The 18,903-nt window shown below is 60.4% G+C and carries 18 protein-coding genes; 6 read left to right on the plus strand and 12 right to left on the minus strand.

The annotated features are described in order from the left end of the window. Positions 1-82: 82 nt before the first annotated feature. Genes NFR47_RS07850 through NFR47_RS07860 form a run of 3 tightly spaced genes read left to right on the plus strand, consistent with a single transcriptional unit; the run spans position 83 to position 2,932 of the window. A complete protein-coding gene (locus NFR47_RS07850) occupies positions 83-1,546 on the plus strand; it encodes a sodium:solute symporter (RefSeq protein WP_251215025.1) in 1,464 nt (487 codons plus the stop codon). Between the two features lie 26 nt (positions 1,547-1,572). Then, positions 1,573-2,022 (plus strand): GatB/YqeY domain-containing protein, encoded by a 450-nt coding sequence (locus NFR47_RS07855; protein WP_251215026.1) that lies wholly within the window; start codon positions 1,573-1,575, stop codon positions 2,020-2,022. 1 nt (position 2,023) lies between these two features. Then, entirely contained in the window at positions 2,024-2,932 is a 909-nt protein-coding gene (locus NFR47_RS07860) for a transporter (protein ID WP_251215027.1), read from the plus strand. A gap of 274 nt (positions 2,933-3,206) precedes the next feature. Here the strand turns inward: NFR47_RS07860 and NFR47_RS07865 are convergent, their stop codons facing one another. The 3 genes from NFR47_RS07865 to NFR47_RS07875 are packed head-to-tail and all read right to left on the minus strand — an operon-like array spanning position 3,207 to position 4,812. Next, on the minus strand, positions 3,207-3,770 hold the full coding sequence (locus NFR47_RS07865; RefSeq protein WP_251215028.1) for a hypothetical protein: 564 nt from the start codon (positions 3,768-3,770) through the stop codon (positions 3,207-3,209). A 15-nt stretch (positions 3,771-3,785) separates the two neighbouring features. Beyond that, positions 3,786-4,148 (minus strand): DMT family protein, encoded by a 363-nt coding sequence (locus tag NFR47_RS07870; protein ID WP_251215029.1) that lies wholly within the window; start codon positions 4,146-4,148, stop codon positions 3,786-3,788. Positions 4,149-4,152: 4 nt separating this feature from the next. Beyond that, a complete protein-coding gene (locus tag NFR47_RS07875; RefSeq protein ID WP_251215030.1) occupies positions 4,153-4,812 on the minus strand; it encodes an HAD family hydrolase in 660 nt (219 codons plus the stop codon). An 81-nt stretch (positions 4,813-4,893) separates the two neighbouring features. Here NFR47_RS07875 and NFR47_RS07880 point away from each other — a divergent pair, with 81 nt between their 5' ends. Further along, entirely contained in the window at positions 4,894-5,937 is a 1,044-nt protein-coding gene (locus tag NFR47_RS07880) for a DUF2776 family protein (RefSeq protein WP_251215031.1), read from the plus strand. Positions 5,938-6,002: 65 nt separating this feature from the next. Here the strand turns inward: NFR47_RS07880 and nqrF are convergent, their stop codons facing one another. Genes nqrF through NFR47_RS07910 form a run of 6 tightly spaced genes read right to left on the minus strand, consistent with a single transcriptional unit; the run spans position 6,003 to position 11,769 of the window. Beyond that, positions 6,003-7,265, minus strand: coding sequence for an NADH:ubiquinone reductase (Na(+)-transporting) subunit F (nqrF, locus tag NFR47_RS07885; RefSeq protein WP_251215032.1), 1,263 nt, complete (start codon positions 7,263-7,265; stop codon positions 6,003-6,005). 25 nt (positions 7,266-7,290) lie between these two features. Next, the gene (gene nqrE / locus NFR47_RS07890; protein WP_251215033.1) at positions 7,291-7,911 is read right to left on the minus strand and encodes an NADH:ubiquinone reductase (Na(+)-transporting) subunit E; all 621 of its coding nucleotides are present in this window, start codon (positions 7,909-7,911) and stop codon (positions 7,291-7,293) included. Positions 7,912-7,922: 11 nt separating this feature from the next. Next, the gene (locus NFR47_RS07895; protein WP_251215034.1) at positions 7,923-8,552 is read right to left on the minus strand and encodes an NADH:ubiquinone reductase (Na(+)-transporting) subunit D; all 630 of its coding nucleotides are present in this window, start codon (positions 8,550-8,552) and stop codon (positions 7,923-7,925) included. Then, positions 8,545-9,255 carry an FMN-binding protein gene (locus NFR47_RS07900; protein ID WP_251215035.1) on the minus strand — a complete coding sequence of 237 codons (711 nt, stop codon included), beginning with the start codon at positions 9,253-9,255 and terminating at the stop codon, positions 8,545-8,547. Before NFR47_RS07900 ends, NFR47_RS07895 begins: the two co-directional genes overlap by 8 nt. Positions 9,256-9,265: 10 nt before the next feature. Then, the gene (locus NFR47_RS07905; RefSeq protein WP_251215036.1) at positions 9,266-10,411 is read right to left on the minus strand and encodes an NADH:ubiquinone reductase (Na(+)-transporting) subunit B; all 1,146 of its coding nucleotides are present in this window, start codon (positions 10,409-10,411) and stop codon (positions 9,266-9,268) included. Positions 10,412-10,413: 2 nt separating this feature from the next. Continuing rightward, the gene (locus NFR47_RS07910; RefSeq protein WP_251215037.1) at positions 10,414-11,769 is read right to left on the minus strand and encodes a Na(+)-translocating NADH-quinone reductase subunit A; all 1,356 of its coding nucleotides are present in this window, start codon (positions 11,767-11,769) and stop codon (positions 10,414-10,416) included. 263 nt (positions 11,770-12,032) lie between these two features. Here NFR47_RS07910 and NFR47_RS07915 point away from each other — a divergent pair, with 263 nt between their 5' ends. Together NFR47_RS07915 and NFR47_RS07920 are read left to right on the plus strand one after the other, a co-directional pair. After that, a complete protein-coding gene (locus NFR47_RS07915; RefSeq protein ID WP_251215038.1) occupies positions 12,033-12,644 on the plus strand; it encodes a TatD family hydrolase in 612 nt (203 codons plus the stop codon). Beyond that, positions 12,637-13,365 carry a tRNA threonylcarbamoyladenosine dehydratase gene (locus NFR47_RS07920; protein WP_251215039.1) on the plus strand — a complete coding sequence of 243 codons (729 nt, stop codon included), beginning with the start codon at positions 12,637-12,639 and terminating at the stop codon, positions 13,363-13,365. The genes NFR47_RS07915 and NFR47_RS07920 overlap by 8 nt, the downstream gene beginning before the upstream one ends. Before the next feature lie 72 nt (positions 13,366-13,437). Here NFR47_RS07920 and NFR47_RS07925 read toward each other — a convergent pair whose 3' ends face one another. From NFR47_RS07925 to alaS, 3 genes are all read right to left on the minus strand, one after another. Further along, positions 13,438-14,511, minus strand: a complete 1,074-nt coding sequence (locus NFR47_RS07925) for a TlpA disulfide reductase family protein (RefSeq protein WP_251215040.1) — start codon at positions 14,509-14,511, stop codon at positions 13,438-13,440. A 17-nt stretch (positions 14,512-14,528) separates the two neighbouring features. Beyond that, complete coding sequence (gpmI, locus tag NFR47_RS07930; protein ID WP_251215041.1) at positions 14,529-16,055, minus strand: 2,3-bisphosphoglycerate-independent phosphoglycerate mutase; 1,527 nt, start codon at positions 16,053-16,055, stop codon at positions 14,529-14,531. A 130-nt stretch (positions 16,056-16,185) separates the two neighbouring features. Beyond that, positions 16,186-18,807, minus strand: coding sequence for an alanine--tRNA ligase (alaS, locus tag NFR47_RS07935; RefSeq protein ID WP_251215042.1), 2,622 nt, complete (start codon positions 18,805-18,807; stop codon positions 16,186-16,188). Between the last annotated feature and the right edge of the window lie 96 nt (positions 18,808-18,903).

Below are 18,903 nucleotides of genomic sequence, written 5' to 3' on the forward strand. Positions count from 1 at the left end.
CTTAATTCTTAATTCTTAATTCTTAATTCTTAATTCTTAATTCTTAATTCTTAATTCTTAATTCTTAATTCTTAATTAAAAAGTGTCCCCTCTCGCCGTCATCCTCACCGTCTCGGGTTATATAGCCGTGCTGTTCCTCGTCGCGTGGCTCTCGGGGCGCCGCGCCGACAACGCCGGATTCTTCACCGGCAACCGCCGCACTCCGTGGTACATGGCCGCTTTGGCCATGATCGGAGCCGCCATGTCTGGCGTCACGTTCATCTCCGTGCCCGGTTCCGTCGCCGCCGATTCGTTTTCCTACATGCAGATGGTCGCAGGCTTCACCGTCGGGCAGCTGATCGTCGCGTTCGCCCTCGTGCCGTTGTTCTACCGGCTGAAGGTCGTGTCGCTCTACCAGTACCTCGACGAGCGGTTCGGCATCGTCTCCCACCGCGCCGGGGCCTGTTTCTTCATCCTCTCCAAGATGTTGGGCGCCGCCCTGCGGGTCTACGTCGTCTGCGCCGTCATGCAGCTGCTCGTCTTCGGGCCTTACGGTTGGCCGTTCTGGGCCAACGCCGTCGTCACCGTCGCCCTCGTGTGGCTCTACACGCAGCGGGGCGGCGTCAAGTCGCTTATCTGGACCGATACGCTCAAGACCCTTTGCCTGGTCAGCAGTCTGGTCCTCACCATCGTTTTCATCGCCCGGGCTTTGGGCTTCGGCGGCACGGAGCTTATCCGCGAGGTCTCCGCATCGCCCATGTCGCAGATATTCTTCTTCGACAATCCCGCTTCCGACCGTTATTTCTGGAAGATGTTCGTCGGCGGCATCGTCGTCCTCGTCGCCATGACCGGGCTCGACCAGGACATGATGCAGTGCAATCTCTCCTGCCGCACGCCGCGTGACGCCCAGCGCAATATCGTGCTGACGGCTTTCTGTCAGATCATCGTCATCCTGCTGTTCCTCGTGCTCGGCGTACTCCTATATTTATATGTCGACAGCCGCGGCCTCGCGCTCCCCGCCAAAAGCGACCAGCTCTTTTCGTTGGTCGCCGTCGACGGAGGGCTTCCCGCCATCGTGGGCATCGTCTTCGTCCTCGGGTTGATTTCCAGCACCTATTCCGCCGCCGGGTCGGCCATGACGGCCCTCACCACTTCGTTCACCGTCGACCTGCTCGACGGCCCCGCGCGTTACGACGAGCAGCGGCTCACCCGCGTGCGGCACCGCGTCCACGTCCTTATGGCCGCCTGCATGACGCTCGTCATCCTCGGCGTAGGCTACCTGGCCGACGACAACGCCATCAACCTCTTTTTCCGCATCGTCAGCTACACCTACGGTCCCATCCTCGGGCTCTTCCTCTTCGGCATCCTTTCGCGCCGACGTCCCCGCGACCGCCGGGTGCCGTTCGTCGCCCTCGCAGGCCCCGTGCTGAGCGCATTGCTGCAATACGCCGCCGCCGAGCATTGGGGTTACCGCATCGGCTTCGAGCTGCTGGTCTACAATGCGCTTTTCGTCATCGCCGGGCTCTTTTTGCTCTCGCTCGGGCGCAGGGATACAGAAAAATCGTAACTTTGGGGCTGTAAAACCGTTTTAGCATGTCACTCGAACAACAGATTTCCAAGAGCATCATGGATGCCATGAAGGCCAAAGACGCCGTGCGTCTGAGCGCCCTGCGCAATGCCAAGAAGTACATCATCGAAGCCAAGACCGCCGGGCCGGAGCTCTCCGAGCTGCCCGACGCCGACGTGCTGAAAATCCTCGCCAAGCTCGCCAAGCAGGGCACCGATTCCGCCGCCATCTTCACCGAGCAGAACCGCCCCGACCTAGCGCAGGAGGAGTTGGCGCAGGTCGCCATTTTCCAGGAGTTCCTGCCCAAACAGCTCTCGGCCGAGGAGCTGACCGCCGAGGTCAAGGCCGTCATCGCCGAAGTCGGCGCCACCTCCATGAAGGAGATGGGCAAGGTCATGGGCGCCGCGTCCAAGCGGTTGGCCGGACGGGCCGACGGCAAGGATATTTCGGCCAAGGTCAAGGAGCTGCTCGCTTAGGATGCACCTGCCCGAAGGCGTCCGCCGCAATCTGAAAAGCATCGCCATGCCCACGGCCATGGTCGTCGGCGCATTGCTGTGCCGCCCCGTCACGGCCGTGGAGGAATGGTCGGGCCGGATGATTACCCCGGCGCTCATCTTTCTGATGCTCTTCGTCACGTTCTGCCGCGTGAAGCCGCGCGAAATGCGGCTTTCGTGGCTTCACGTGTGGCTGCTGCTTTTCCAGACAGCAGCTTCTGCGGCAGTCTATTTCGCCTTGCTCCCGTTCGACACCACCATCGCGCAGGGGGCCATGATTTGCATCCTCACCCCCGTCGCCATGGCCGCCGTTGTCATCGCAGGCATGCTCGGCGCCAACGTCGTCACCGTGGCGACATACAGCCTGCTCTGCAACATGACCGTGGCTTTGGCGGCCCCCGCGATTCTCACTTTCACCGGGACAGGCGTCTGTTCTTTCGCCCAGATTCTCTCGCGCATCGCTCCGCTCCTCGTCATGCCGTTCGTCGTCGCGCAGTTCTGCCGGCTGCTGACACCCCGCATCGCCCGGTGGTTCGGCAGCCACGGGCAGATTTCGTTTTACCTGTGGTTGGCAGCGCTCACCGTCACCATAGGGCGGACCACGGCGTTCATCATCGACCTCCACGACGTTTCGCGGTCGGTCGAGTTGTGGCTCGCGCTCGCCGCCCTGGTCATCTGTCTCGTCCAGTTCAAGGTCGGGCGGACGTTGGGAAAGCGGTTCGGCGACCCTGCCGCCGGGGGCCAGTCCCTCGGGCAGAAGAATACCGTCCTCGCCGTCTGGATGGCCCAGTCGTTCCTCGACCCCATCTCCTCCATCGCCCCCACCGCTTACATCGTGTGGCAGAACTTCGTGAACAGCTGGCAGATGTACCGCAAAAATCAAGGCGAATAATCGACTGCTAAATAAAATTATCCCCGGCCGAATTGGCCGGGGATAATTACTATATCAGTTTTTATAAAGATCAATAATATTCGTTGATGGTAGTTGTAGTTGTATTCTCTGAATTAGGGAATACCGAAGGGTCATATATTGAACTTAAAGCACGAGTTACTGTTTTACCGGAATATTCATATGTGGTAATTATTGAATAGCCATTAGAATGATTTTCGGTTCTTATTATTCGGCCGTGCTCGTCATAATAACTATACTCATCGTGTGTGATTCCTCATTTATATTTAGATGAAACAATACCATTCCGACTGAAATACAACCCGTCCACGAAAAATTCGCCGCAATCGGAATTGCCACTTGAACCGTCGCCCGTGGATTTGAGTGCTGCAACTTCCGTGTTCAGCCGTTCGATTTCACCGCCCATCCCGGTCATTCGGGCTGTCAATGTCGCCGTTTCTTCTTTCAAAGCCGAGATTTCCGGTTCCACATTCAACGACAAAATTTCTTCTTTGAGGGTAGATACTTCCTCCTTCAATGCTGCGACATCCGTGCTCGTATTCAACGCGGCCAATTCCTCTTTAAGTGCCGATATTTCCGTTCTCAAAGTAGCAATATCCTTATCCATATCCAACGCCGACAACTCCTCTTTCAACGTGGATACTTCGGTCTTCAATGTGGAAACCTCCGTTTGCAGCGCACGTATGATATTCCACAATTCCTGCCCGTTAGCAGGCGGGACCGAATCGTCGGTCGTGGACTCGCCGCAGGAATGGTTGATAGCCACCCCGACCAAAAACGCCGCAATAACGGCGATTGATTTCAAAAGGTTGTATTTCATAAGGTTTGAAGTTAGTTATTTCCGGAAAATAAAGTAAACGGCGAGGACCAGGCAGGCGAACCCGGCGAGGTGGTTCCACCGGAGCGTATCGGACTTCATGAAGACGAGCGCGAAAAGGGTGAAGACCGAGAGCGAGACAACCTCCTGGATGACCTTGAGCTCCCAAATGGAAAACGGACCGCCGAACTGCGCCGAGCCGATGCGGTTGGCCGGGACCTGGAAGCAATATTCCAGAAGGGCGATTCCCCAGCTCAGCAGCACGATAGCGGCCATCCCGAAACGTTCGAGCCGCGATTTGAACGCGATATGCCCGTACCACGCCAGCGTCATGAAAGCGTTCGACACGACGAGCAACCCCACAGCAACTATTCCCCGCATCGTCCTACTGCAAAATAGCGCCGAGGTCCTCGACTTCGGCAAAGTTGTTCACAATCATGTCCGCCGCGGTCTCTGCCGCCAGCACCTCGCGCGGGAGAGTCGTGGTCAGCGCAACGATGCGCCCCGCACCTGCCCGCCGGGCCGATTCGATGCCGGCCTTGGCATCCTCGAACACCACGCATTCCGCCGGATTCAGGCCCAACTCAGCCGCGGCCGTAAGGTATATTTCCGGGTCCGGTTTGCAGTGCGCCACCCTGTCGCCCGACACGATGACGTCGAAACAGCCCTCGATGCCGCATTTCTCCAGCACGAAGTCGATGTTGGTGCGGCAGCCCGACGACCCCACGGCAAGGCGCACTCCGGCAGCCCGCAGCCGTCCGAGCAGGTCGGCCAACCCCTCTACGGGCCGGATGGTCGGCGCGTAGATTTCGCGATAAATCGCTTCCTTTTCGTCGGCCAGCGCCGCCAACCCTTTTTGACGGATTATCTCCTCGGGCATGATACGGCGCATGATGTCGTCGTTACCCATACCGAACGCCTGCGCCAACTTCTCCTGCCAATCATGCACGCCGTAGCGCTCGCAGAAAATCTCGAATGCCCGCACATGCACCGCGCTGTTGTCGACCAGCGTGCCGTCCATGTCGAATATTGCTCCTCGAATCATCGTTTCAGAATTTTACGGGGATAAAGATACCAATTTTATTGGTACGGGATTTGCGCGGGGGCCGAAAAAATTCCGACAACCATGAACCACGGTATCAGCGTACTTTTCCGCGCCATTCCGCTTGCGATGGCGGCATTCTGTTTTGCCTACGGGGCCTATATCTACACGGCGGGCGACGACCCCGCACGCCTGACGGCCGGACCCGTCGTATTCTTCCTCGGCTCCATCTGCATGGCCCTCTACTGCACGGCGGCCACCATCATCCGCCAACTGACCGGCACCTACAACGAAGCATCCAAATACATCTTCCCCGCCATCGGCTACTCCTTCGCGCTGGCCACGCTCATCTGCGGCGTCTTCATCCTCACCTCCGGGATGACCGGCTGGGTGGTCACGGGCCACGTGGTCTGCGGTCTGGGCCTTATCACCGTCTGCGTTTCGACGGCCGCAACCTCGTCGTCGCGCTTCGTCCAGATTCCCCGCAATTCGGCCGACGCTTCGTTTTCGATCAACCCGCAGGGATTCACCGTCGGCCAGTCGGTCACCCTTATCGGCATCGTCAGCGCCACGGCCCTCGCCGCGTGGATTTGGTGCATCCTGCTCTATGTCCGCGGCACGCTCCCGGCCCACATCGTCGCCGGCAGCGTCATGTTCGGCATCGCCTGCGTCTGCACGGCGCTTATCGCCTTGGTGGCAAGCATCGCCCGGCAAATCCGGGGCAGCTACACGCTCAAGGAGAAATCCAAATGGACAGGGCTGGCCCTCACGATGGGCGCCCTGGCTTTCATCCTCGGCATCGTCCTGCTGATCGTACTTCGGGGACGCCCCATCAATTTCGTCGGATTCGTACTCTTCGGCCTGGCGCTGATTTGCTGGAGCATTTCGAGCAAGGTCATCCTGCTTGCCAAAATCTGGCACACCGATTACCCGCTGGCCAACCGGATTCCCATCATCCCCATCGTCACCGCCCTCACGTGCCTTTTCCTCGCGGCGTTCCTTTTCGAGGCCGCCGGCTTCGCCCACAAGTATTTCGTGCCCGCCCGCGTTCTCGCCGGATTCGGCGCCATCTGCTTCGCCCTCTACTCCATCGTCTCCATCCTCGAAAGCGGCGCCAGCAAGAAATAACCCGCACCCTTTCAACAAAAACAAGAGCAGACATTCGTCTGCTCTTGTTTTTTATTCACCCTATGTTAACTGCCGAAATTATCATACAGGATATTCTCCGGCGGGACGCCGAGGCTGTCGAGCATCTTGACGACCGAAGCGATCATCATCGGAGGTCCGCACATGAGGTAGATGCAGCCTTCGGGCTCCTCGTGGTTCTTCAGATAGTTCTCGAAAAGCACGTTGTGCACGAATCCGGCCGTGTACTTCACCCCTGCCGCGTCGGCTTCGGGGTCGGGACGGTCGAGCGCGAGATTCATCTTGAAGTTGGGGAAATCCTTCTCGATCTGGTGGAACTCGTCGAGATAAGGCGCTTCCTTGAGTGCGCGGGCACCGTACCAGAACGACACCGGACGCTTGGTCTTCTCGGTCTTGAACAGGTGCATGATATGGCTGCGCATGGGCGCCATGCCCGCACCGCCGCCGATGAAAATCAGCTCCTGCGTATCGGGCAGGTCGTCCGGCAGGAAGAATTCGCCGTAGGGGCCCGAAATCGTCACCTTGTCGCCCGGTTTGCGCGAGAAGATGTACGACGAGCAGATACCCGGGTTCACCTTCATGAACGAGCCCGCGGCCCGGTCGAACGGCGGCGTGGCGATACGGATGTTCAGCATGATGATGTTGCCCTCGGCCGGGTGGTTGGCCATCGAGTAGGCGCGAAACGTCGGTTCGGGGTTGGTCGTCACGAGGTCCCACATCTTCATCTTGTCCCAGTCCTCGCGGAAGCGTTCGTCGATTTCCATGTCCGAGAACTTGATGGCGTCGTACTTCGGAATGTCGATCTGAATGTAGCCGCCGCTGCGGAACTTGAGGTTCTCGCCCTCGGGCAGCTTCACCACGAATTCTTTAAGGAAAGTCGAAATGTTGCGGTTCGAGACCACCGTACACTCCCATTTCTTCACGCCCAGCACCGCTTCGGGCACCCGAATCTTCAGGTCCTCCTTGACCTTGACCTGGCAGCCCAGACGCCAGTGGTCCTTGGCCATCTTGCGCGAAATGAAGCCCGTTTCGGTCGGCAGGATGTCGCCGCCGCCCTCCAGCACCTGGCACTTGCACATGCCGCACGAGCCGCCGCCGCCGCAGGCCGACGGCAGGAACACCTTGTTGTTGGCCAGCGTCGAAAGCAGCGTCCCGCCGCTCTCGGCCGTGATGACTTTCTCACCGTTGTTGATGTCGATGGTCACGTCGCCCGACGAGGTCAGCTTCGCCTTGGCAAAGAGAAGCAGCCCCACCAGCAGCAGGGTGACGATCAGAAAAGCCGCAATCGCAACTATAATTGTCAATTCCATTTTTTCAGTGTCTCTGTTTAGGGGTTTAGAACTGAATGCCCGAGAAAATCATGAACGCGATGCCCATCAGCCCCGTGATGATAAAGGCGATGCCCGGACCTTTCAGCGCGGCCGGGATGTGCGAGTAGGTCGTCTTCTCGCGGATGGCCGCCATCATGACGATTGCCAGCCACCAGCCCAGACCCGAGCCCAGACCGTAGACGACAGACTGCCACAGCGAGGTCAGCTGCATGGCGTCGACCTTCTGCTGCATGAACAGCGAGCCGCCCATGATGGCGCAGTTCACCGCAATCAGCGGCAGGAAGATGCCCAGCTGGCTGTAAAGCGTCGGCGAGAATTTCTCGACGATCATCTCCACCAGCTGCACGAACGCCGCAATCGTCGCAATGAACACGATGAACGACAGGAAGCTGAGGTTCACTTCGGGAACTCCGGCCCACGCCAGGGCTCCGGGTTTCAGCACGAACTGATAGAGCAGATAGTTCAGCGGCACGGTCATCACCATGACGAACGTCACGGCGGCGCCCAGTCCGAGGGCCGTCTTCACGCTCTTCGACACAGCGATGTAGGAACACATGCCGAAGAAGAAGGCGAACACCATGTTGTCGATAAAAATCGACTGGATAAAGATATTCAACGATTCCATACGCTACCCTCCTATTTTTCCTGTAATTCCTTGTTGCGCGAGCGGTGCACCCAGATGATGCAGCCCACAATGATAAGGGCCATCGGCGGGAAGAGCATCAGACCGCAGTTCGAGTAGAACCCGCCCTCGGCCATGTACCAGCTCTCCGGGACGATGCGGTAGCCCAGCAGCGTGCCCGAGCCCAGCAGTTCGCGGAAGAACGCCACGACCACCAGTATCAGGCCGTAGCCCAGGCCGTTGCCGATGCCGTCCAGCAGCGCGGGCCACGGCTTGTTGGCCAGCGCAAAGGCTTCGATGCGGCCCATGACGATGCAGTTCGTGATAATCAGACCCACATAGACCGACAGCTGTTTCGACACTTCGTAGACATAGGCCTTGAGCACCTGGTCCACAAGGATTACCAGCGCGGCGATGACCACCAGCTGGACGATGATGCGGATGCGGGCCGGCACGCCGTTGCGCAGCAGCGACATGACGAGGTTCGAGAACGCCGTCACGACCGTCACCGACAGCGCCATGACGATGGCCGGTTTGAGCTGCACCGTCACGGCCAGCGCCGAGCAGATGCCCAGTATCTGTACGATTACCGGGTTGTTCGCCGAGAAGGGCCCGGTCAGGTATTTGAGATTCTTGCTACTCATGGTCTTCCGTATTTTCTTCGTTAGAGCCCGATGCGGCCGCGCGGCGCGCTTCCAGCAGCGGCAGATAGTGGCCGATGCTCGTGCGGAGCATGGCCGTCACGCCGTCCGAGGTCTTGGTTCCGCCCGTGATGGCGTCCACTTCGTGGGCAGGGTCCTTGGCGCCGCCCTTACGCAGCGACACCGACACGAATTCGCCGCCCTCGAAAATCGTCTTGCCGACGAAATTCGACTGGTATTTCTCCGTCGCGATTTCGGCGCCCAGACCGGGGGTTTCGCCCTTGTGGGACATCACGATGCCCGCCACGGTGTTCATGTCGTTTTCCAAGGCCACATAGCCCCAGATGGGGCCCCACAGCCCCGAGCCCGTCACCGGGATGACCACCCGGCCGTCCCGGGCCTCGAACACCGGGTAGTTGCCCGCATCGAACGAGCCTTGCAAGTCGTTGAGCATGGCGAATACGTCGCCGCCCTCGACCGTCCGGCCCTCGGCATCCAGCACACGGGCTTCGATGAATTCATCGTAGTTCTCGCCCGTTGCCGAGAGCGACGCGAGAATCGACTGCTTCTTCTCGTTGAGCTCGTTGGCATACTGGCGTTTTTGCAGCGAGAGCGCGGCCACGGCCAGCAGCGTCGCCACCGCCACCACCATCACCGTCGAGTAGACGATGATGTAGGCGTTGCTGTTCGTATTGAATTTTTTCATGATTGCACCCTTATTTTGCCGGTTCGACACGTTTGTTTCTGCGCCGGATGTTGGCCTCGACCACATAGTAGTCGATCAGCGGCGCCAGCGCGTTCATGAAGAGAATCGAAAGCATCATGCCCTCGGGATAGGCCGGGTTGACCACACGTATGAGCACGGCCAGCGCACCCGTCAGCAGACCGAAGATGTACTTGCCCGCGTTGGTCTGGGCCGAAGTCACCGGGTCGGTGGCCATGAAGACCGCACCGAACGCAAAGCCGCCGATGATCAGATGCCACCAGGCCGGATAGGAGGTCACGCCCGTCCACTGGAACACATAGCCCATCAGCAGACCGCCTGCGAAGACCGAAAGCATCGTCCGCCACGAGGCGATGCCCGTGAAGAGCAGCAGGGCGGCGCCTATCAGAATCGCCACCGTCGAGGTCTCGCCGATGGAACCGGGGATGAATCCGAGGAAAGCATCCATCGCCGAGTAGCCCAGCGTGCCGTCGACAGCCAGGTGTTCGAGCGCCGTGGCACCCGAGAAGCCGTCGACCACGCCCTCGCCCGACTTCAGGCCCGCAATCCACACCTCGGCGCCCGAAATCGAGGGCGTGTAGGCGAAGAAAACGAATGCACGTGCCAGCAAGGCAGGGTTGAAAACGTTCATGCCCGTACCGCCGAAGACTTCCTTGCCGAATACGACCGAGAAAGCCGTAGCTACGGCCACCATCCACAGCGGAATGTCCACCGGCATGATCATCGGGATGAGCAGACCCGTCACCAGGAAGCCTTCGTTGACTTCATGGCCGCGCGCCTGCGCGAATCCGAATTCGATGGCCAGACCCACCACGTAGGAAACCACGATGATGGGCAGCACCTTCAGAAATCCGAACCACAGCGAAGCCCACAGCGCAGGTTCGACGCCCTGCGACAGATAGTGCTGATAGCCCGTGTTGTAGAATCCGAACAGCAGCGCAGGCAGCAGCGCCGCCACCACCACGATCATCGTTCGTTTCATGTCGTTGCAGTCGCGGATATGCGCGCCCTTGGCCGTCGTCGTGTTCGGCACGAAAAGGAACGTCTCGAACGCATCGAACGTCGAGGCCAGAAAACTCAGCTTGCCGCCCTTGGAAAAGGTGGGCTTGAGGTTGTCAACTATTTTACGCAGTCCCATCGTTATGCCTCCCTTATCATTAAGTTAATACCGTCGCGGATAATCTGCTGGATTTCGATTTTCGAGGGGTCGACGAATTCGCACAGCGCGAAGTCCTCCTCGACTGCTTCGTAGATTCCCAGATTCTCCATCTTGTCGATGTCGCCCGCCAGGCAGGCTTTCAGCAGATACATCGGATAGATGTCCATCGGCAGATACTGCTCGTAGAGTCCCGTCACCACGAACGGACGTTCGCCGCCGTGCAGGTTGGTATCGAGCTTGTAGGCTTTCTTCGGGCAGAGCCACGAGAAGTAGGAGCGCGACACCGAGAACTTGCCGAAGCGCGGCATCGCCCAGCCCAGCAGTTCGTACTTGTCGCCCTCGGGGATGACCGTCAGCTGGTTGGCGTAGTAGCCCAGGAAGCCGTCCATCGCCGTCTTGGTGCCCGTCAGCACGTTGCCCGAGATGATGCGGACGCTGTCGCCCTCTTTCTGCGCCTTGACGTTGCCGCCCAGTATCGAATCGCAGCGGGCGCCCGCTGCGGTGCGGACATAGGCGGGTTTCTCCACCTCGGAGCCCGTCACGGCGATGATGCGCGTCATGTCGACCCGCCCCGTGTTGAACAGGCGGCCGATGATGGCGAGGTCCTGGATGTTGACCGTCCAGACCTTCTCGCCCTTGTTGATGGGGGCAATGTGGTGAATCTGCACGCCGACGTTGCCCACCGGGTGCTTGCCCGCAAAGCTGTGCAGTTCGGCGCCTGCCAGCGACGGCATGTCGCCCTCGGCCTTGGCGCGCACCGACAGATGCACCTTGCCCGGCGTGAGCTTGCGCAGCACCTCGATTCCGGTTTGCAGGTTGTGTTTCTCCTCGCGAAGCACGAAGTTGTAGTCCGGGGCCAGCGGCGCCGAATCGAACGCCGAAACAAAGATTGCCCGGGGCGTGTCCGACGGGTCGGCGATGATGCCGTAGGGGCGCTGCACGATCATCGGCCACAGGCCGCTGCGCAGCAGCAGTTCCACAACTTCCTCGCGCGTAGCCGCACCGAGGTCCGGACGTCCGAACTCTTCCGACCGACCTTCGCCGTCGGGGGTCACCGTCACGGAGAGCACCTTGCGTTTTTCGCCGCGGTTGATGGCCGCCACACAGCCGCTCACCGGCGAGGTGAAAAGTACGCGTTGGTCGTTCTTGTTGAAGAACAGCGGCGTACCCGCCTTCACCTTATCGCCCGCCTTGACCAGCAGCTTGGGGGTCACGCCCTCGAAATCGAGGGGCGAAACCGCATACTCCGCAGCCCGCGGCGCATCGGCCACGGTCGGCTGAGGTTTCCCCTCCAGATTGATGTCGAGACCCTTGCGTAGTGTAATGACTTTCGACATGGTTTGAATTTGAGTTTGATTGAAATATGATTTTTCTCGTTGTTCCGTCCGTTGTCCGTGCCCTCTCGGCCGCAGTCCGCAGGTGTTCCCGCAGTCGTGGGCCCATGTTCCGGCAGTTCCCAGCGCCTCCGGCTTCCCGGCCCCGCCCTGTTGTTAGCACGCTAACAGCTTAACCGCGTGCGAAAGTACGAAATTTTTTCCGGAAAAACGTATGCCGCAGCCATTATTTCTTAAATATCCTTAAAATTCGTATCTTTGTCCATATGAACCCTGTTTTCGTCAACATCCACACCCACCGCCCGACGGGCTGCGGCATCGAACTGCGCACGGCGGGCATCCACCCGTGGGATGCTCCCCAGGCCGATGCCGCCGCGCTCGACCGGCTCGCCCGCGAGTTGGAGAGCGGCGGCGTGCAGGCGGTCGGCGAAACCGGGCTCGACTTCGTGCAGGCGGCCGACAACGGCACGCGTCAGGCACAGATCGAGCTGTTCCGCGCCCAACTCGCCCTCGCCTGCCGGTACGGACTGCCCGTGGTGCTCCATTGCGTCAAGGCATTCGAGCAGACCATGCGCCTGCTTTGGGAGCAGGAGCCGCGCGCCGTCATCTTCCACGGCTTCATCGGGTCGCCGGAGCAGGCCCGGCAGGCGCTCGAACGGGGCTACTGCCTGTCGTTCGGCGAACGGACCTTCGCCTCGCCGCGGACGGTCGAAGCCCTGAAAGGCACGCCCCTTTCGCAGCTCTTTCTGGAAACCGACGACAGCGAGACGCCTGTTAAAACGATTTATACGCGCGTCGCAGAGCTCCTGGCACTTTCGGTCGAGGAGCTGAAGCAGGCAACGACCGAAAACTACGAACGCATTTTCATCCATGGATAACTGGCTCGAACGCACCGCCCTGCTGCTGGGCGAAGAGAAGCTCGGCATGCTGCGCCGCGCCCACGTGCTGGTCGTGGGACTGGGCGGCGTGGGGGCCTATGCCGCCGAAATGATCGCCCGCGCAGGCGTGGGCCGCATGACCGTCGCCGACGCCGACACGGTGAGCGTCAGTAACATCAACCGCCAGCTTGTCGCGCTCCGCTCGACCGTCGGCCGCCCCAAGGCCGAGGTGCTGGCCGAACGGCTCCGCGACATCAACCCGGAGCTGGAGTTGACGGTGCTAAATCGTTTTATACGCGACGAGGAGACCTACGCCCTGCTCGACGCGGCGCGCTACGACTATGTCGTGGATGCTATCGACACCCTTTCGCCCAAGCTGGCGCTTATCCTCGCGGCGCTCGAACGGGGGCTGCCGCTTGTCAGCTCGATGGGCGCCGGAGCCAAGACCGACCCCACGAAACTCGAAATCGCCGACATCTCCAAGACCCACCACTGCCCGCTGGCCCACATGCTGCGCAAGCGGCTCCACAAGGCGGGTGTCCGGCGGGGCTTCCAGGCCGTATTCTCGCCCGAACCCGCCCGCGAGGGGGCGATGATTCTTTGCGAGGAGCAAAACAAGAAATCGAACGTGGGGACCATCTCCTACCTCCCCGCCCTATTCGGCATCGGCTGCGCCTCGGTCGTCATCCGCGGGCTCATCGGCGAACTGCCCGAGCGCTGAGAACCGCATCCCGCATAGAAAAAAGGGGCGCGAAAATTTCGCGCCCCTTTTTCCATACAATGTCCTGCCGGGCTATTCGGCCATGACCTCGGCCACCTTCTCCTTGAGCGCATCGCCGCGCAGGCCGCGGGCGACAATCGTTCCGTCGGGACCGAAGAGGATGATATGGGGAATCCCGTTGATGCCGTAAAGGTCGGTCGGCACGCCCTGGGCGTCGAGAATCTGCGCCCACTCGATACCGAGGTCGGCAGCGGCCTTGAGCGTATCCTCGCGCTTGTCCCACACGGCAACGCCCAGCACCTCGAACTTGTCGCCGCGGTACTTCTCCCACACCTTGCGGATGACGGGAATCTCGCGGCGGCAGGGACCGCACCACGAAGCCCAGAAATCGACCAGCACGTATTTGCCCTTGCCCACGTAGTCGGAAAGGCTCGCGGCCGTCGAATCGGCATTGCCGTTCTCGATGGTGAAGTCGGCGAACGGCATTCCCTCGGCGGTCTTCTTCAGCGCATTGTGCTTGTCGACGATGGCTTTCACGGGAGCGAACTCACGCACACGGTCGCCCGCAAGGGCCAGCGCGGCGTCGAACTCCTCGGGCGTCTCCAGATCGGAGCACCAACGCAGGAAAGCATAGGCGCCCAGCGCGTTGTTGTTGGCTTCGACCAGCGGACGGGCCAGGTCGCCGAGCGCAACGTTCGTCTCTGCCACCAGCGCATCGGCCTTGGCCTCGAACTCCGCTTCCGAAAGCAGCGCGTCGCCCTTAAGGGTCATGAAATTCTCGTAAAACGCCCGGCCGATGGAATCGTACTGCGTGTTAAAACGATTTAACTGCTCGTTTTTCTCCGAACCGCCGACCGTGTGCTCCGTAAGGTCGACCGTGAAATCGCCGCCCTCCAGAATGACGTTGACGAAGTTGCGGCCCAGCGAAACCCGGCGCAGGACGTCGCCCGCAATGCGGCCGCCGAAGCTGAAACGCCCCTCGGCTACCACGGTGCTGTCGACGGCGCGGCCCTCCTGGTAATCGTAAAGGTAGACCGTCTGCCCGTCGGCCGACGAATCGGCCGTACCTGCGAGAGTGAACGGCTTCTTAGGCGTGCACGAAGCGCAAAGCGCGGCGCAGGCCGCAAAGAACAACAATTTTTTCATCGTATTCGGTTTTAAGGTTACTTCATTTCGACCAGCGAACGGCCCGTCATACCGGCCGGCTGGGGAACGCCCATCAGCGCCAGCACCGTGGGTGCTACGTCGGCCAAGATACCGTCGTGCACCGCCTTGACGCGGTCGGAAACCACGACGATGGGCACCGGATTGAGCGAGTGGGCCGTGTTGGGCGTGCCGTCGGGGTTGACGGCGTTGTCGGCGTTGCCGTGGTCGGCAATCTGCACCACCTCGTAGCCGTTGCGCTTGGCCGCCTCGACCACCTTTTCGACGCACCCGTCGACCGCCTTGACCGCCTTGACGATGGCATCATAAATACCCGTGTGCCCTACCATGTCGCCGTTGGCGAAGTTCAGACAGATGAAGTCGAACTTCTGCTCGTCGAGCGCCGCCGCCAGCTTGTCGGCCACCTCGGGCGCCGACATCTCGGGCTGGAGGTCGTAGGTCGCCACCTTGGGCGAAGCGACGAGGATACGTTCCTCGCCCTCGAAAGTCTCCTCGCGTCCGCCGTTCAGGAAGAACGTGACATGCGCGTATTTTTCGGTCTCGGCGATACGCAGCTGCCTGAGCCCCTGCTTCGAGACCCACTCGCCGATGGTGTCGGGCACATTCTCCTTGTCGAACAGAATGTGCAGCCCCGTGAACTTAGCGTCGTAGGGGGTCATGCAGCAATAGTAGAGCGGCAGGGTGTGCATCCCGGCTTCGGGCATGTCCTGCTGGGTCAGCACGATGGAAAGCTCCTTGGCGCGGTCGTTCCGGTAGTTGAAGAAAACGACCACGTCGTTGGGCCGGATGGTTCCGACGGGATTGCCGGCCTCGTCCACGCGAACGACGGGCTTGATGAACTCGTCGGTAACATCGGCGTCGTAAGACTTCTGCACGGCGGCGGCCATGTCGGTTGCGTGCTCGCCGATGCCCTCGACCAAAGCGTCGTAAGCCACCTTGACACGCTCCCAACGCTTGTCGCGGTCCATAGCGTAGTAACGACCGACGACCGTGGCGATTTTACCCGTCGACGCGGCCAGGTGCTTCTCCAGCTGCTCGATGAAACCCTTGCCGCTGCGCGGGTCGGTATCGCGGCCGTCCATGAAACAATGGACGAACGTGCGGTCGATTTTATACTCGGCGGCGATGTCGCACAACTTGAACAGATGCTCCAGCGACGAATGCACGCCGCCGTCGGAGGTAAGGCCCATGAAATGGACGCCGGCGCCGTTCTGGCGGGCATAGTCGAACGCGCGGACGACCTCGGGATTCTTCAGAATCGAATTGTCGCGGCAGGCGCGGTTGATTTTGACCAAATCCTGGTAGACGACGCGCCCGGCGCCGATATTGAGGTGGCCCACCTCCGAATTGCCCATCTGCCCGTCGGGCAGACCGACGTTCTCGCCGTCGGTGCGCAGCTGCGCGTGGGGATAACGCTCGGTCATGGCCGAGATATAAGCGGGATGAACCGTCGAAATGACGTCGGCCCGGTCGTGGCGGCCGTTGCCCCAGCCGTCGAGAATCATCAGCAGAACCTTGTTTGCCATAGCTGTAATCTTTTATTCAAATCTGTAAGGCCGTCATTCTGAGCGGTCAGATCCTTCGCTGCGCTCAGGATGACAAAAAGAGCTGGCTCGGGACAAAAGAGACGCGCTCAGGATGACAGGCGTATAGTTTCTATTTGAGTTTGGCGAGAATCAGTTCCACCGCCTTGTCGATGGCGGCCTGCAATCCGTCGGGGTTCTTGCCGCCGGCCGTGGCGAAGAACGCCTGACCGCCGCCGCCGCCCTGCATGAGCTTGGCGGCCTCGCGGATGACGGCCCCGGCATCGACGCCCTGCTTGACGATTTCGTCGCCCAACATGATAGTCAGCGAAGGCTTGCCCTCGAAGAGCGACCCGATGACCAGCACGAGCTTGGGCGACCGGGCGCGGAGGTTGTAGGCGAGGTCCTTGACCACCTCGGGCTTGTTCTCGGACTGCAAGGCGATGAGCTGCACGCCGTTGCGCTCGGGCAACGACGCGGCGAGCTTGTCGGCCCACTGCGCCACCTGCTCGCGCCGCATGCGCTCGACCTCCTTGGAGAGCGTCTCGTTGCTCTCGATCATCTTCCGGACCGCCTGCATGATTTGCGTATTGTTGAGCGACTCGCCCACACTGCGGATCGTATCCTCAGCCACGTAGAGCACCTTCTCGGCCTGCTCGCCCGTGACGGCCTCGATGCGGCGCACCCCGGCCGAAATGGCGCTCTCGTTGAGAATCTTGAAGAAGCCGATGTTGCCCGTAGCGCTGGTATGGGTACCGCCGCAAAGCTCGACCGAATCGCCGAAACGCACCATGCGCACGCGGTCGCCGTACTTCTCGCCGAAAAGCATCATGGCCCCGGCTTCGGCGGCCTCCTCCTTGGTGGCGTCGCGCTTCTCCTCGAGCGGGTAGTTGGCGCGGATGGCCTTGTTGACCAACTTCTCGACCTCGCGCAGCTCCTCACGCGTGACTTTCTGGAAGTGCGAGAAGTCGAAACGCAGCAACTCGGGGGTCACCATCGAACCTTTCTGCTCGACGTGGTCGCCCAGCACCTTGCGCAGAGCGGCGTGCATGAGGTGGGTGGCCGAGTGGTTGTTGGCCGCCGCCTGCCGCTTGTCGGCATCGACGCGGGCGGTGAAAACAGCCGCGGGATTCTCCGGCAGCCGCTCGACGATATGGATAATCAACCCGTTTTCCTTTTCGGCAGCGACGACGGCGATGCGCTCGTTGGCGCTCTCGATGACACCGATGTCGCCGATCTGACCCCCCGAATTACCGTAGAACGGCGTGCGGTCGAAGACCAGCTGGTAGGAAGTCTTGCCCTTGGAAGCGACGCGGCGATAACGGGCTATGCGCACCTCGTCGGTGAGCGTGTCGTAACCTGTGAAGACACTTTCGCGCAAGGGGAACAGCTCCACCCAGTCGTCGGTATCGACGGCCGCGGCGTTGCGCGAACGCTCCTTCTGAGCCTGCAGCTCCTTGTCGAAGGCATCGAGGTCGACCCCGACGCCCTGCTCGCGGGCTATAAGCTCCGTGAGGTCGATGGGGAAGCCGAACGTATCGTAGAGCTCGAACGCGTCGGCGCCCGAAATCAACTGCCGGCCCTCGGACTTGGTACGCGCGATGACGCCGTCCAGGAGGTTGATACCTGTGGCCAAAGTCCGCAGGAACGAAGCCTCCTCCTCCTCGATGACCTTTTCGATAAGCCCCTGCTGGGCCTTGAGCTCGGGGAACTGGCCGCCCATCTGAGCCACCAGCCCGGGCACCAACCGGCAGAGGGTCGGCTCGGTGAAGCCGAGGTAAGTATAGCCGTAACGCACGGCGCGGCGGAGGATACGGCGGATGACGTACCCGGCCTTGACGTTGGAGGGCAGCTGTCCGTCGGCGATGGAAAAAGCGATGGCGCGCAGGTGGTCGGCGATGACGCGCATGGCGATGTCGGCCTGTTCATCGGCCCCGTACTGCTTGCCGGACAAGGCGGCGATACGGCCGATGGTGGGCTGGAAAACGTCGGTATCGTAATTGGACTTCTTGCCCTGGAGAATCATGCACAGACGCTCGAAACCCATGCCGGTGTCGACGTTGCGCGCGGGCAACTCCTCCAACGACCCGTTGGCCTTGCGGTTGAACTGCATGAAGACGAGGTTCCAGATCTCGATGACCTGCGGATGGCTCTTGTTGACCATCTCGCGGCCGGGTATGGCGGCGATTTCGGCCTCGTCGCGGAGGTCGAAGTGGATTTCGGAACAAGGCCCGCAAGGACCCGTCTCGCCCATCTCCCAGAAATTGTCGTGCCTGTTGCCGCGGATGATGTGGTCCTCGGGCAGGAAACGCCTCCAATAATCGTAGGCCTCCTGGTCGAACGGCACGCCGTCCTCCTCCGAACCCTCGAACACGGTGGCGTACATACGCTCGGCGGGCAACTTATAGACGTCGTGCAAAAGCTCCCACGCCCACTCGATGGCCTCCTTCTTGAAATAATCGCCGTAAGACCAGTTGCCGAGCATCTCGAACATGGTGTGGTGGTAGGTATCGTGGCCCACCTCCTCCAGGTCGTTGTGCTTGCCGGAGACACGCAGGCACTTCTGCGTATCGGCCGCCCGCGGAAACTTGCGGGGAGCGTTGCCGAGGAAAATATCCTTGAACTGGTTCATACCCGCGTTGGTGAACATCAACGTAGGGTCGCCCTTGACGACCATCGGCGCCGAGGGGACGATGGCATGGCCCTTGCTTTGGAAAAAATCGAGAAAAGCCTGACGGATTTTTGCAGATTCCATATATACTCTATTGTCCTGTTGCATCGTTATACGATTCGGGTTGCAAAATTACACAATTAAACTTAAATTTGCATCCTGCAACAAGGAGTTTTTTAG

It is taken from the genome of Alistipes muris (genome assembly GCF_943193205.1).
GTDB lineage: Bacteria > Bacteroidota > Bacteroidia > Bacteroidales > Rikenellaceae > Alistipes > Alistipes muris.